The 13,639-nt window shown below is 62.8% G+C and carries 11 protein-coding genes; 4 read left to right on the top strand and 7 right to left on the bottom strand.

All coding sequences use genetic code 11. The annotated features are described in order from the left end of the window. Positions 1–57 precede the first annotated feature (57 nt). From E8A46_RS10165 to fliL, 7 genes are all read right to left on the bottom strand, one after another. Positions 58–2,397 carry a hypothetical protein gene (locus tag E8A46_RS10165; RefSeq protein ID WP_291560089.1) on the bottom strand — a complete coding sequence of 780 codons (2,340 nt, stop codon included), beginning with the start codon at positions 2,395–2,397 and terminating at the stop codon, positions 58–60. A 171-nt stretch (positions 2,398–2,568) separates the two neighbouring features. Beyond that, complete coding sequence (locus E8A46_RS10160; RefSeq protein ID WP_291560087.1) at positions 2,569–2,805, bottom strand: hypothetical protein; 237 nt, start codon at positions 2,803–2,805, stop codon at positions 2,569–2,571. Between the two features lie 86 nt (positions 2,806–2,891). Next, positions 2,892–6,590 carry a tetratricopeptide repeat protein gene (locus tag E8A46_RS10155; RefSeq protein ID WP_291560085.1) on the bottom strand — a complete coding sequence of 1,233 codons (3,699 nt, stop codon included), beginning with the start codon at positions 6,588–6,590 and terminating at the stop codon, positions 2,892–2,894. Positions 6,591–6,701: 111 nt separating this feature from the next. Beyond that, entirely contained in the window at positions 6,702–7,469 is a 768-nt protein-coding gene (locus E8A46_RS10150) for a flagellar protein FlbB (protein WP_291560083.1), read from the bottom strand. Continuing rightward, positions 7,466–7,903: a DUF6468 domain-containing protein gene (locus E8A46_RS10145; protein WP_291560080.1), complete on the bottom strand. Its 438-nt coding sequence runs from the start codon at positions 7,901–7,903 to the stop codon at positions 7,466–7,468. The genes E8A46_RS10150 and E8A46_RS10145 overlap by 4 nt, the downstream gene beginning before the upstream one ends. After that, positions 7,900–9,102: a flagellar motor switch protein FliM gene (gene fliM, locus E8A46_RS10140; protein ID WP_291560077.1), complete on the bottom strand. Its 1,203-nt coding sequence runs from the start codon at positions 9,100–9,102 to the stop codon at positions 7,900–7,902. The genes E8A46_RS10145 and fliM overlap by 4 nt, the downstream gene beginning before the upstream one ends. 18 nt (positions 9,103–9,120) lie before the next feature. After that, complete coding sequence (gene fliL / locus E8A46_RS10135) at positions 9,121–9,612, bottom strand: flagellar basal body-associated protein FliL (RefSeq protein WP_291560073.1); 492 nt, start codon at positions 9,610–9,612, stop codon at positions 9,121–9,123. A 362-nt stretch (positions 9,613–9,974) separates the two neighbouring features. Here fliL and flgF point away from each other — a divergent pair, with 362 nt between their 5' ends. Genes flgF through flgH form a run of 4 tightly spaced genes read left to right on the top strand, consistent with a single transcriptional unit; the run spans position 9,975 to position 13,393 of the window. Beyond that, a complete protein-coding gene (flgF, locus tag E8A46_RS10130; RefSeq protein WP_291560070.1) occupies positions 9,975–10,736 on the top strand; it encodes a flagellar basal-body rod protein FlgF in 762 nt (253 codons plus the stop codon). A 21-nt stretch (positions 10,737–10,757) separates the two neighbouring features. After that, on the top strand, positions 10,758–11,549 hold the full coding sequence (gene flgG, locus E8A46_RS10125; RefSeq protein ID WP_291560068.1) for a flagellar basal-body rod protein FlgG: 792 nt from the start codon (positions 10,758–10,760) through the stop codon (positions 11,547–11,549). A gap of 11 nt (positions 11,550–11,560) precedes the next feature. After that, a complete protein-coding gene (flgA, locus tag E8A46_RS10120) occupies positions 11,561–12,637 on the top strand; it encodes a flagellar basal body P-ring formation chaperone FlgA (RefSeq protein ID WP_291560066.1) in 1,077 nt (358 codons plus the stop codon). Between the two features lie 6 nt (positions 12,638–12,643). Next, a complete protein-coding gene (flgH, locus tag E8A46_RS10115; RefSeq protein WP_291560064.1) occupies positions 12,644–13,393 on the top strand; it encodes a flagellar basal body L-ring protein FlgH in 750 nt (249 codons plus the stop codon). The last annotated feature ends 246 nt before the right edge of the window (positions 13,394–13,639 follow it).

Genomic DNA, 13,639 nt, shown 5'->3' with positions numbered 1-13,639 from the left:
TAGCGGATTTTTCGGAAGTCAGCTTTCAGGCGGCGGCGACGCGGGAGGCGGCGCGGCTCACTGCGCTGGTTGAAGCAGTGGCCTGGCCTTCAAGGAGAAGGTCCAGGCCATGCCGTAAAATCCCATCGCCAGCAGATAGAGGAAGGCAAACCCGAAATACATCGAGTTGTATTCCATCACGCCTCCGAACAACGCGCCCATCAGATTGTAGGCAAACGCCGTGGAGATGTTGATTTCCGATTCGCCTATCAGGCTGGAGAAGATGATGCCGGCAAAGAACAGCGGGATCGTCAACACAAAGCAGCTTGCCGCCAGCTGCATCGCCGGCGAACCGAACAGCCACTGGCCGTGGCTGATCGCAAGGCCGTATCCCACCAGCAGGCTGACGAACAATCCGAGATAGGCAGGCCCCGCCAGCCTCAGCCCGGTCCGCGTCACGAGCAGGTTGGCGAGGTACGCCATCACCAGCACCAGCATGATGGCGGCCGCGATCACGAGCCAGGTCCCACCGAGATGCAGGCCAAGTTCGGTGATGGCCTTGGTCTCCACCAGCATGAAGCCGGAGCCAAGAAAGAAGAACGGCAGGTAGCTGCGGTCGATCGGATCGGAAAAGCCGATGGTCTTGCGCACGAATACGTAGCTCAGCAGCAGAATCATCGCGAGCGCGATCATGTAGGTGACGGGATAGGCGCGCTCGACCATGTAGAAGAACGGCCAATCGTCGGTCGGGATGGAGGATTCCGGATAGGGCTGCGCGAAATAGTCGGAAACGTTGGTAAAGCCGATGGAGGCGAAGGCGCCCGGATCCGGCATCGTCACGTCCTGGCCCTTCTTGACGATAAAGGCCGTCGTTCTCGATGAATCATACAGCACCCGCACCGCCAACGGCTTTCCGGCGCCGGGCTGCTCGCCAAGGATCTTCGACAGCTTGAATCCCAGCGCGTCGTTGACCAGGGTAAACGAGACCGCGAGGACGCCGTCCGGCTTGAGCAGCCGGAAGGCCTCGGCGAAACCTTCGCGCGTATAGACATAGGAATCGACGCGCAGGTTGGAGGCGTGGCTGAGCGCGGTATGCGAATCCAGAACGCCGTAGATGATCAGGTCATATTGCTGCTGGGCGGTGCGAAAGAAATTCCGCGCGTCGTTGATCGACAGGTTGACGCGGGGGTCGTCGTATGGACGCTCGGGATGATATTTGGTGCCAAGGAATGCGATCGCGGGATCGATTTCAATGGCATCGACATGGGCAGCGCCCATCCGCAACGCGGTCGCCACGTCGTTGCCGCTGCCGGAGCCGACGATGGCCACGCGTTGCGGCGCCTTCTTGAAATTGTAGGGAAACTCGTAATAGGTGCGCACATAGCGATCGGCGTCGGTTTCATGGCCGCGCCTGTCTTCCGCGAAGTTATAGACCTTCTGGTAGTAGCTGCCCCCCGACAGGATCTGCATCAGGCCGTCAGGCTTGGCTCCCCGCTCCAGCAACTGGTACGGCGAATAGATGCGCTGCGTCTCCGGTTGCACCGGCCAGGCCAGGATGCCCAGCAGAACGCAGAAGCTCGCGATCCCGAGCGGCAGGAAGTCGTCACGCGACAGAACAAACAGCAATATGATCCCGCCGGTCACCGCGAACCAGATCACCGGCGGCAGCCAGTAGAGGCTCATCACAAACAGGGCGATGACGCCGAGCCCGCTGCCGATCAGGTTGAGGCCGTAGGCATTCAACGAATTCGAGCTGTGCAGCAACTTTCCGCACAGCTGACCCACCGGATAGCAAATGCATGCGCAGGCGATGAAGCTCGCCCCGAGCAGAAAGTAGACCGGCAGGTCGAACGCGCTCAGCCAGCCGATCGAGAATATCAGATACGCGATGCCGGTATCGTATCGCAGAAGCGTGATGACCCCGACAAACAGCGCGAGCATCGGCAATACCAGCGCCGGCGTGCAGGGCTGCCGTTGCGCCACCGCGTAGCCCGCGCCGAGACCCAGGAAGCAGGCCAGCATCGTGAAATTCTTGTAGAACGAAAAAACCGGAAATACCGACGCCAGCCAGCGGATCAGCACCAGCTCCAGCAACAGGCTGAGCATCGTGACCAGAACGATCGACCTGATCCTGGTCTTGGTGCTTAAATTCGCGTAACCCGCTTCGAACGTCGCGCCCATGCGCCTGACCTGGCGATCGAGCGGATCGGCGCGCCAGCCCCAGCGGAACAGGACCAACAGCGCCAGCGGACCCAGCGCGATCCGGACCATGCCGATGGAATGTTCCGCGGCACTGATATTCTCCAGCTCGAAAAGGCCGTAGACCGCGATCATCGAATAGACCAGCAACAAGCCGCTCAGCGCGATGCCGAAGATGCGAACCAGGCTGCGATTGGGATTGTGGGCGGAATTCATCATGGGCTGGGGCCGGAGCGTTTCTAGAATGGCGCGCTCACGCGTCAGCCGATCGTGAAGTCCACGAAGTTGCTCGTGACCGGTATTCACGGCGGGTCAAGCGTGCGTTTGGCCGCAACAGTAAGTGGGTTTGTTTAAGAGCCCCTTACCGGCAACCCGCACATTGCTTCGTTCTCAGCCTTTGACGTCGAACTGCCTGCCGAGGTGGTCGCCGATCTGGACGATCAGCGCCACGCATTCGGGGTAGCCTGGTTTGGCAACCGTCGCCTCGTCGGCCACCGTGCGGAATTCCCAACCTTCTGCGGTCCGGATCACTGAAATCTCGATTCCGTCCGGGCATTCGGCGTGAACTTTCAGCTCAGCCCTTGCCATCGCAACGAGTTCGGCTTCGGTCCTGGCGGGTTTGCTCATGGCGGCGGCTTCCTCTGCGCGATCTATCGGCGCAAATTGCCGCCTCGGCAAGCCGCTGTCGAGGGGATGACGCCGACATGCCGCGGCTACTTTGCCGCGCCCACCCGCTTTAATCCGACGATCGCCGGCAGCGAACCGGTCGGCAGCGGATCGGCCTTCGAGGTTTCCGGCGGTATCGTCACGCGCGCGGTCGCGTCAGGGAACCGGGTTTTCATTTCGCGCAGGAAGCCGTCAAGCGTATCGACGCTTGCCGCCATCCTGGCGATCTTGGCGAATTCGGCGCTGCTGGTGGCCACCGGCTTGCTCGCGGTCTCGAAAGCGCCGCGGTCGGTATCGCCGCTCATCAGCGGCGCATATTTTTCGCGGAAGCGCGCCAGACCGATGGCATCCTCGGCCAGCGCATATCCGATGACCGCGCGGATCACATCGCCCTTCTCCGTCGGACTTAGCGGTTTGAAGTCGCGCCAGCGATCGGCGTAGTACAATTCGATCTGCTCGGACGACTCGCGCCAATGCCGCGACGCCCAGTAGATATCGGAGCGCAACCGGATCGCTTCGCGGCCGCTGATGTTCGAGATGATGTCGAGCGCGAGGTCGTGACGCCCGACATCACTTTGCGCGCGCGCCTCCAGCAACAGCCGTTGCTGGCGCAGTTCGCCGGAGAGGTCCGCGATGCGGGTAGTGCGAAGTGCCGCGATGGCGCGATCCGGCTTGCGATTGGTCAGGTAGACCATCGCCAGACGCGCCGCCACCTGGGCGCGCGCCGCGCCTTCCAGCCGCTTGTCAATCTGATACTGCAGCAGTTCGCTGGCCTGGTCGAGCAGATCGACCGCGACCAGCCGGTCGGCGAGGCGGCGGATCATTTCGTCGCCGCGCCGTCCGATCGGCGTCAATTCGCGATGTTCGTAGAACAGCCCGAGCGCGTCGATGGGCGGAAGGTCGTCGCCCTTCTGGCCGAGAAAGAGCTGGACGAACAGCGCCGCGGCCGCGTCCTGACCCTGCCGCGCGAATTCCGAATTGGGCTGCAGCTTGTTGGCGATCTTCACCGCCTCGAGCGATTCGCCATAGCGTCCGCTATCGGCATAGATGCGTGCCAGCATTTCCAGCGTCCGCACCTCGATGGTGTCGCCGCGCCAGGTCACCGCGAGCGTCTCAAGTTCGCGCAAGGCGTCGGCCGGGCTGATTTCGTCGCGTTTCTGCCTTAGCTCAATTTCAAGCAGCTTGGCCTCGGCGGCGGCGGCGCGGTCCGGGGATTCCACCGCGATCCTGTATTGATCCAGCGCATCCTTGTCGTGGCCGAGCGCCTCGGCGAGCCTGCCGCGCAGCACCGAAACCGCTGCCTTCAGTTCCGCCGGCAGACCGGTAACTTCCAGCTCGCTGGCGCGTTTTGCGGCGCCCGGATAGTCCCTGACTTCGAGCGATGCACGCATTGCATCGACGGTCACAACGCGCTGCAGGTCGATCGGCAGCGCGGTGATGGCGAACTCGACGTTCTTGAATTTCTCGCGCGCTTCCGCCCATTTTCCGGTACGCGCGTAGGCCAGCGCCTTCCAAAGCTGCGTATCAAAGTTGGATCCGATCGCCGGGCTGGCGAGGTCCTTCAGCGCGCGCGCCGGGCGCCCCATCAGCGCGCTCGCCACCGAGTGCACGATCAGGGCAACCGGGTCTTCGGAACCCGGCTTGGCGTCGGCGAGTACGAGATCGAGAACACCTTTGGCTTCCGGGTACATGCCGCGCGCGAGGTAGAAACGGGCAAGATCGATGCGGGCCGGCGTGCGCTGATCGGCCTCCCCGGCGGCGGCCGCGTCGACCAGCGCATCCTCTCGCGTGACAAAATTTGCCTCTTGATTCCTGCGCCACTCGTCGACGTCGAAAATCGGCCGGACCGCCGTCGGCGCCCGCTCCGCCCCGGTATCGGCCGATGACAGCGTCAGGCCCCCCGGCCTGCCCACGACGATCTTGTCGGAACCGATCTCGGCCGTGACATCATCGGAGTTCGGATGAATCACCACGCCGTGGATCGACTCCAGCAGCGACATCTCGACATAATCCTGCCGCTTGATGAAGCCGCGAACCGGCGCCATCGCCGTGACCACCATGAGGGTATCGCCCGCGTCCGGATCGACAAGCCGATGCAGCACGCCGGCTTTGGACAACGGCACCGCGACATTGGCATGCGCGCGATCGGCGATGTTTCGGATCGCTACAAGCGGTTGCGTCGGCGTCTGCATCGTATCGGCGAATGTGAGCGTCCAGTTTGCGCCGCCCGGCTTTTCATCGCCGGTTAGCGACGGCATTTGCGGGCGGTTGAGACGAATGCGGACCGCCTGTCCCTTTTCCAGTGGCATCACGCTGACGTCAGCGATGATGGCGCCGCCCTGGCTGCGGATCGGCTCGACGTCGATCGGCTTTTTGGAATCGAACAGCAGCCACACGGTATCGGCGCGGCGGAACAACGCCGCGGGCGTGGCGGCCGAAAATGAAAAGCTCAGGCGCAGGCCGTTGCTGTCGCGACTGGCGCTAACGCTGGCCGCGCCGTCGCCGGACTTGATTTCCGGCGGCGACGGCGGCGGCGCGGGCGCGGCGACCTGCACTTTTAGCGGGACCTCGGCTGCGGCAGCCGGCGGCTCCTTTGACGGTGGCGGCGGCGTTTGGACTTCGGGCGCAGGCGTTTGGGCTTCGGGCGCGGGCGGCATCTGCGGCGCCCGTTCGGGATTGATCTCGATATTGGCTTGCCGGGCGAGCGTCTCCGACGTCGGCGGCGCGATCTCACCGGGCTGCCGCGGGGCGGCGGCCATGGCAGCGGCCTTGTCGGGCACGGCCGGCGCGGCACGTGCGACCGGCGCAGCCGACGTGGCGGGAGCAGCCGACACGGCGGGCGCCGGAGCGCGCGAGGCATCCGACATCGACGGCAGCGCCGATGCCTTCTCGGCTTGCTGGAACGCGACATCGATGACGTAATTCTTCTCCTCGCGGAAGGAGTGCACGTCGACATCGCCGACCATGGTGATTTCCACCACGGAAGTTTCGCCTTCGACCTTCTGATTGATCGACCCGATGTTGGAAGGCGCCGCCAGCTTGGCATCCGCCAGATCAAACACCAGCACGGCGCTGAACATCAGCCTGAGTTTCTGTTCGTTCAGTACCGAAGAGACACCGACGCCGTCAGGCACTTCGAAAACAAAACGCACGAAGGTCGGCAGAACCGACGCGCGGACCCGGATCGGCGGACGCTTCTTCGCCTCCGTCAATGCCCGCTGCTGGCGCAATTCGCGCTCGGCGACCCGCGCGCGCTCCGCCAGTTCGCGAACCACCTCGGGGGGAAGCCCGGGAGGCGCACCGTTCCATGAGTCCGGCAAGAAATCGATGAACACCCTTTCGCCGGCGGTCATGGTGTTGATGGTCACCCGGCGCGCCAACGACAGCCGGATCGCCGAGCCATCCGGATCGCGTCGCGCCGATCCGACATAGTCGGGAACCGCGTCGGACAATTGATCGATCGGAAGGTCCACCGGGCGCTTGAACCGGATCACGATAATCGTGCCGGCTGTGGTCACTTCAGCCTCGACATCCTCGGTGAATTTGAGAACCATCCGCGCATAGCCGTCCGCTGCGGAAAACGTCGCCTCACCCTTGACCAGATCCGCCCGGCAGACGCCCGGACTCATCAGACCGATCAGGACGAGACCTGCCGCCAGCCAGGAGGGCCGGCCGAGGCAACGCCGGGCCGTCCGCGCACAAGCGCGAACTCGCGACCAAGATCCTGCGGCAGCCGTCCGCGCCATTCCAGCCTAGTCTTTCAGTTCCACGATCCGGTCGCCGGCGGAACGCCCGCACACGCGCCGCGCGCATTCAAATCTAGAATTGGCGATTTAAGGACTTGTTAAATATCCCCGCTAATTGAGCTTTTGCGGCAGCACTTTGCCCTCGATTTTGGGAAGATCGGCCGTCGAGGCGGATTTGTCCGTCCCGGCGCGGCGCGCCATTTCGACGGTGAGCCGCTCGGCCGCTTCCGTCGTCATCAGACCGAGAATATCGGCCATCTTCCGCGGCGCGATCTGCGAAGCGATTTCGAACAGCACGGTCATTTCGAGGCGGTCGAACACCTTGGCGGCGTCCTTCGGCTTCATGCCCTCGTACATGGTAATGATGCCCTTGAAGCGCGCGGTATCGGCTTCGCTCTTCTGCTGGGTCGCCGTCGTGATCCGCGATTCGACCGCCTTCAACTCCTCGACACGCCCCTCGACCCGCTTTTCGGCAGCCTTCAGCAGGCTCTCGCGAATATCGATTTCGCGCGCGCGGGCTTCGAGTTCCTGTCGCCGCGACTGCAGCCGCTCGAGGATCGCACGCTCGGACGGCGACACCGACTGGCCCTGCTCGGGATGCGTGACGCCCTCCGCCTTCGCCACGTCGGGGGCGGCGGCAGGTTTGGCGCCTTCCTCCTCCTTGGGCTTCTCGACCGAACCCGTGATATCGGCGCGGTCGATCTTGTTGCCGCCGGGATAGTTGAAGACGTCCTGCGCCCAGGATTGCTTGGTCGGTTGCGGTCGATAGTCGAATACATAGCCGCCATCGATCACCAGCCCGGCGACCTTGAGGACGGCAAGGCCGAAGATCGCAGTCAGGACCACGGGAATCACGCGGATGTCACGGAACGATTTCATGCGGCGAGGCCATCAGACCTTTTGCGGTCGGAAAACGCCTGGGCCGCCGCGGCGATGGCCTGGGCCGGCGATATCCTGGGGGGCGCGGGTTCCGGCTCCGGCGCCGGCCGCGCGGCGATCGCGATCTTGGACAGCCGCCGAAGCACGTTGTCGCCTTCCGCCAGTTGCTTCTTCAGCTGCATCGACATCTGGCTCGCCGACGTCAGCTGGTTGCCGAGATTCTCGTTGACGTCGCGCACGGTGTGTTTGAGGCCGCCGATCGCACGCTCGGCGATCTCGGTCGCCGTGATCAGCTCTCCGATCGTCGCCTTCAGCGAATGTTCATCGGCCTTCAGCCGCTTCAACCGACTATTCAACAGCATGCAATAACCTATCGTGAGCATGAGCAAAATCGCCACAAGACTCTCGATCGCAATTCCAAATAAATGACTCATTGGGCCTCCATCAACTTGGTTTGCTCGTCGGCCTTCTCGAACATCGCGAAGGTGGTATTCGGCTTGCGCAGCTGCTTGGTGACGCGGATGGCGACGCGGTCGCCGACCCTGCCCATCCGCCCTTCGGTCAGGATCACGCTGCCGCAACGCACCGCCACCAGCGCGTCGGCCTGCATCTCGAGCGGCAGGGTGTCGCCGACCTTCAGCTTCATCAATTGCTTGAGCGGGATATCGGCTTCGTAGAGAACGGCCTCGACGGAAATCTGCGCTTGCGCGACCTCGGTTGCGAAATGACCCTCCCAGATCGGATCACGGCCGAATTTCTCGCCCATGAACATCTGCATCAGCACCGGGCGGATCGGCTCGATGGTCGCATAGGGCAGCAGCAATTCGATATTGCCGCCGCGATCCTCCATGTCGATATGCAGCCGCACCAGAATGGCGGCATTGGCCGGCCGGCTGATGGCCGCGAAACGCGGATTGGTTTCCAGCCGGTCGATGCTGAAGGTCACGGGCGACAGCGGCCGGAAGGCCTGCTCGGCGTCGGCCATCACCACTTCGACCAGCCGCTTCACCAGATTGGTTTCGATGGTCGTGTAGGGGCGGCCCTCGATGCGCAGCGAGGTTTGCCCGCGGCGACCGCCGAGGAGAACGTCGATCATCGAATAGATCAGGCTCGAATCCACCGTCGCGAGGCCGAAATTTTCCCACTCCTCGGCCTTGAACACGCAGAGCACCGCGGGCAACGGGATCGAATTCATGTAGTCGCCGAACCGCACCGAGGTGATGCGGTCGAGCGAGACTTCGACGTTATCGGAGGTGAAGTTGCGCAGACTGGTGGTCATCAGCCGCACCAGCCGGTCGAAAACGATTTCGAGCATCGGCAGACGCTCGTAGGAAACCATCGCCGAATCGATGATCGCACGTATGCCGGAATTGTCGTCGAGGTTGACTTCACCGACATTGAAGCCGAGCAGGTTGTCGATTTCCTCCTGCGACAGAACCCGCTCGCCGCCGTTCTTGCCGCCGCCGAAATCGCGGCTGCCGTCTTCGACCATGGCGGCCCATTGCAGCGCCATGGTGCCGGAGAGTTCGTTGGCCGCAGCAGCCGCCGCGGCTTCCGCCGGATCCTCGGAATCCAGCGAGGCTTCCCATTGGGCGGCAATTGCGTCCTGGTCGTCTAGAGCGTTGCCCGCCATGATTCTAAATCCGTCTCGTCACTGAATGACGATTTCCTTGAACAGCACAGCGCTGACCTGATTTGGCGAAACCGCAGCATTGACGCGCCGGGTCATTTCCTCCTTCAGGCGAAACAGGCCCGCCGATCCGTTGAGATCGCTCGATCGCAGCTCGCGCATATAGGTTTGAAAAATGTCGGTGACGCGCGGCAGCGTCGGCTTGATGGCTTCGACCTGTTTTTCTTCCTTGACCTCGAGCACCACCTTGACCTTGAGATACTGCACCCGCTCGCCGGGCATCCCGACCAGATTGACCAGCAGTTCCGGCACTTCGACGTAAACCGGCGGTTTCGGCGGCGGCGCCTCCGCGTGCGTTTCTTCGCCATGATTGCGCAAGAAAAAGAACCAGGTCGCCGCGCCGCCGGCGACGGTCAGCACGAGGACCGCGGCGATGATCAGTTTGAGCTTGCCCTTGGGCGCGCTGACTTCCGCAACGTCTGCGGCGCCTTCTGCCTGATCGTTGTCTGCCATCGCCCGCCCGGTCCGGTTTGGAAGTTAACTCGATGCCGGCAGGCGGCCTCATGACGCGATACAGATGCCGCCAGCACTGCGCTCTCAATCCGGACGCTAAGGTAATAATGGTTAATGGAACCTTTCTTTTGCCCCTCAACTAGGAAAAAGTTGCCGGGCAAACATGGTCAACAAGACCTTATTGCCGCCCGGGCGGCAGCCCTCCAAATTCCGTAAGCAATTGTAAAATTTGTCGTTTCCAGGCTGGCACGGCTTTCGCTCTGTGCTGTGCGAACCGCGGCTTGGGAGAGCCTTGGCGGTTCGCAGGATCCGCAACCAGCCTGGGAGGGTTTGGGCGCGGATCGCTCAGGGGAGAACCAACGATGCAGAACGCGCTTCTGATCGGACTTTCGCGGCAAACGATACTGGAACGACAGTTGGACGTGATCGCCAACAACGTCGCCAACGTCAACACGGCGGGTTACAAGGCCGACAATTCGCTGTTCGAGGAACATCTGACGTCGGGCGCGCACGAAGACAACTTCGTGGGAAGCGACCGCCGCGTTAGCTTCGTCCAGGACCGCGGTACCTTCCGCGATTTCTCGCAAGGCGCCGTTGAGCAGACAAAAAATCCGCTGGATGTTGCGATCGACGGCTCCGCCTTTCTGGTGGTGCAGACGCCCGCCGGCGAGCGCTATACCCGGGACGGCGGCATGCAGCTCAACAACGTGGGCCAGCTCGTGACGGTCGCGGGCAATCCAGTGCTCGGCACCGGCGGCCCCATCGTCTTTCAGCCGACCGACCATGACATCAATGTTACGCCCGACGGCACCATCACCGTGGTGGAAGGCAATGGCAGGACGGATTCGATCCGCGGCAAGCTGCGCCTGGTCAGCTTCCCCGACGCGCAGAAGCTGCTGAAGGAGGGCTTGAACCTCTACACCGCCGGAGAAGGCTCGGCGCAGCCCGACATCAAATCGACGGTCCGCCAGGGTTTCATCGAGAAGTCCAACGTCAACGCCGTTGCGGAGATGAGCCGCATGATCGAGGTCTCGCGCGCCTATACGCAAATCGCGACGCTGCTGCAGCAGCAGAGTGACCTGCACAAAAACGCAATCCAGCAACTCGCCGACGTCCCGGCATAACGGCCATCCAGGAGACTATCCATGCAAGCCCTTCATACCGCTGCGACTGGAATGGCGGCCCAGGAACTCAACGTCCAGGTCATCTCCAACAACATCGCGAACCTGCGCACCACAGGCTACAAGAAACAAACCGCCTCGTTCCAGGATCTGATCTACCAGCATGTCCGCCGGATCGGCGCGCAGTCCTCGGAGCAGGGCACCATCCTGCCGGTGGGCATCGATATCGGCGGCGGCGTCCAGACCGTCGGCACGCCGCGATCGATGACCCAGGGAACGCTTTCGCAGACCGGCAACGATCTCGATCTCGCGATCACCGGCGAGGGTTTCTTCAAGATCCTGATGCCGGACGGCACCTTCCAATATACCAGGGACGGTACCTTCCAGATGGACAACACCGGGCGCATCGTCAACGCTCAGGGAAATCCAGTACAGCCCACGATTACGATACCGCAAAATGCTTCGGGCCTGGCGGTCAATGCCCAGGGCCAGGTCTCGGTGACGTTGCCGGGAGCTACGGCGACCTCCACGATCATCGGCCAGATCGGCCTGACGCGATTCATCAACAAGGCCGGCCTGCAGCCGGTCGGAAACAACCTCTTCACCGATACGCCGGCGTCCGGCGCGCCGCAGGACGGTCTCGCCAACCTGCTGGGCTTCGGAGCCATCACGCAAGGCAGCCTCGAACAGGCCAATGTCGACGTCGTCTCGGAAATGTCCGACCTGATCGCCGCGCAGCGTGCCTACGAAATGAACGCGAAGGTGATCACCGCCGCGGACCAGATGATGCAATCCACCACCGCGCTGTTCCGCTGAGGGAGCTGATGATGACCGCCCGTTCGCTTCTCCTCGCCGCGCTGCTCGCCGCCATGCCCGTCACGGCATTCGCGCAGGCCAGCGACGACACCATCGCGGCACCGGTGCTTCGCGCCAACGTCACCGTCGAAAGTGACGTGGTGCGGATCGGGGACGTGATCGACAACGCCGGCACGTCAGCGCAGATCGCGATCTATCGCGCGCCGGATCTCGGCACCACCGGCTCGCTGCCGACCGCGCAGTTGATCGCCACGCTGCAGGCGCATCAGGTGATCGGCGTTGAAACAAGGGATATCAAGGCGGTCTCGGTGACCCGGCTGTCCCGCACCCTCGAGGGCAAGGAGATCGAAGCCCAGGTCGCCCATGCGCTCGAGCATCGCAATGGCCTCGGCGACGCCGCCAACCTCAGCCTGACCTTCGACCGCGACGTCCAGGATGTCCGGCTGGAGGCGTGGAACACCGGCGCCCTGCAGCCGGTCTCGGTCCGCTACGAGCCGCGCAGCGGCCGCTTCGACGTCAGCTTTGAAATCAGCAACGAGACCAACAGCGCGCGGACCAAGCTGCGGATTACCGGCATCGCGATCGAAACCGTGGAGGCAGCCGTGCTGGCGCGCGGCGTCGAACGCAATGAAATCCTGAAATCCTCCGACGTGATCACCGAGCGGCGTCCCAAGGGCGAAGTGGGCGGCGACGTCGCGGTCCGCAACCGCGCCGTCGGAATGCAGATGCGAAAGCAGCTTCGCGCCGGCCAGGTGCTGAAGGTCGCCGATCTCGCCAAGCCGGATCTGGTGCAGCGCGACGAGAATATCACCCTGATCTACGAATCCACCGGTCTCTATCTCACCATTCGCGGCAAGGCACTGGAGGGCGGCACCGAGGGCGACGTGGTCAACGTTCTCAATCTGCAATCGCAGCGTACGGTGTCCGGCGTCGTTATCGGCCGCAGGCAGGTCGCGATCTCGGTCGCAACACCCCGACTTCCCGCCGCCACGGAATCATCCTCTTCGACAGTCGGATCAGCCGAACAAGCTGAACCGGTTTCGGTCGCCGCCAGCAATCATGCGCAGATGTCTCCAAAAGCCGAGTAAAGTTCAATGTTGACTTCCAGTATCAATCGTATCGCGCTCACCGGCACCTTGTTGACCATCGTCAGCATCGCGAGCGGCTGTTCGTCGATCGATCGCCTTTCCCAGATCGGTGAACAGCCGAAACTGTCGGAGATCGAGAATCCCACGACCAAGCCCGGCTACAAGCCGGTGCAGATGCCGATGCCGAAACCGGAAACCGTCTCCTACAACGCCAACTCGCTGTGGCGAAACGGCTCGCGGTCATTCTTCAAGGACCAGCGCGCGCATCAGATCGGCGATCTCCTGACCGTCACCGTCAACATCACCGATCAGGCCAATTTCGCCAACGAGACCCAGCGCAGCCGCATCGTTACCGAAGACTCCGGCATTACCGCCTTCCTCGGCAGCAACCTCTTGACCGGAAAGACAGCCCTCCCCGGCCGCCTCCTGACCGCGGATGCCAACTCCTCGAGCGACGGCAAGGGCTCGATACAGCGGCAGGAAACCCTGCAGACCAACATCGCCGCCGTCGTCACGCAGCTGCTGCCGAACGGCAATCTCGTGGTCGAAGGCAAGCAGGAGGTCCGTGTCAATTTCGAGAAGCGCGAGCTGATCGTCGCCGGCATCGTGCGGCCGGAAGACATCCAGAGCGACAACACCATCGATTCAAGCAAGATCGCGCAGGCGCGCATCGCCTATGGCGGCCACGGCCAGATTACCGACGTTCAGGAGCCGCGTTATGGCCAACAGGTGATGGACGTGCTGCTGCCGTTCTAGCCAGCGCATCATTCAGGATTTTGGCATTTTCAGACTCAGTTGATGCCGAATTAAAATCGAGCTCCCACATCGCATCGCGAACCTAGGCGCGGTGAGATGTCTAACGCGGCCTCCGTCAGCTCCCCTGGCGGAGGCCGCGACTATTTTTGCGATTCGCGGTGTTGCCACGCGTTCCTGCAGCAGCGGGCGCAAAACCTATGGGACGGGATTCGCCGGCAGAAGCCAGCGACGTCTGCTATAGCGTTC

This window comes from Bradyrhizobium sp., assembly GCF_004799445.1.
Taxonomy (GTDB): Bacteria; Pseudomonadota; Alphaproteobacteria; order Rhizobiales; family Xanthobacteraceae; genus Bradyrhizobium.
Note: the sequence above shows the minus strand (reverse complement) of the source record. Positions and strands in the feature narration are given on the sequence as shown.

What these genes read in the sequence shown, in the direction of transcription:
- E8A46_RS10165 (WP_291560089.1), bottom strand. Translation starts at nt 2,397, where the DNA reads ATGATGAATTCCGCCCACAATCCCAATCGCAGCCTGGTTCGCATCTTC.
- E8A46_RS10160 (WP_291560087.1), bottom strand. Translation starts at nt 2,805, where the DNA reads ATGAGCAAACCCGCCAGGACCGAAGCCGAACTCGTTGCGATGGCAAGG.
- E8A46_RS10155 (WP_291560085.1), bottom strand. Translation starts at nt 6,590, where the DNA reads ATGGCGCGGACGGCTGCCGCAGGATCTTGGTCGCGAGTTCGCGCTTGT.
- E8A46_RS10150 (WP_291560083.1), bottom strand. Translation starts at nt 7,469, where the DNA reads ATGAAATCGTTCCGTGACATCCGCGTGATTCCCGTGGTCCTGACTGCG.
- E8A46_RS10145 (WP_291560080.1), bottom strand. Translation starts at nt 7,903, where the DNA reads ATGAGTCATTTATTTGGAATTGCGATCGAGAGTCTTGTGGCGATTTTG.
- fliM (WP_291560077.1), bottom strand. Translation starts at nt 9,102, where the DNA reads ATGGCGGGCAACGCTCTAGACGACCAGGACGCAATTGCCGCCCAATGG.
- fliL (WP_291560073.1), bottom strand. Translation starts at nt 9,612, where the DNA reads ATGGCAGACAACGATCAGGCAGAAGGCGCCGCAGACGTTGCGGAAGTC.
- flgF (WP_291560070.1), top strand. Translation starts at nt 9,975, where the DNA reads ATGCAGAACGCGCTTCTGATCGGACTTTCGCGGCAAACGATACTGGAA.
- flgG (WP_291560068.1), top strand. Translation starts at nt 10,758, where the DNA reads ATGCAAGCCCTTCATACCGCTGCGACTGGAATGGCGGCCCAGGAACTC.
- flgA (WP_291560066.1), top strand. Translation starts at nt 11,561, where the DNA reads ATGACCGCCCGTTCGCTTCTCCTCGCCGCGCTGCTCGCCGCCATGCCC.
- flgH (WP_291560064.1), top strand. Translation starts at nt 12,644, where the DNA reads ATGTTGACTTCCAGTATCAATCGTATCGCGCTCACCGGCACCTTGTTG.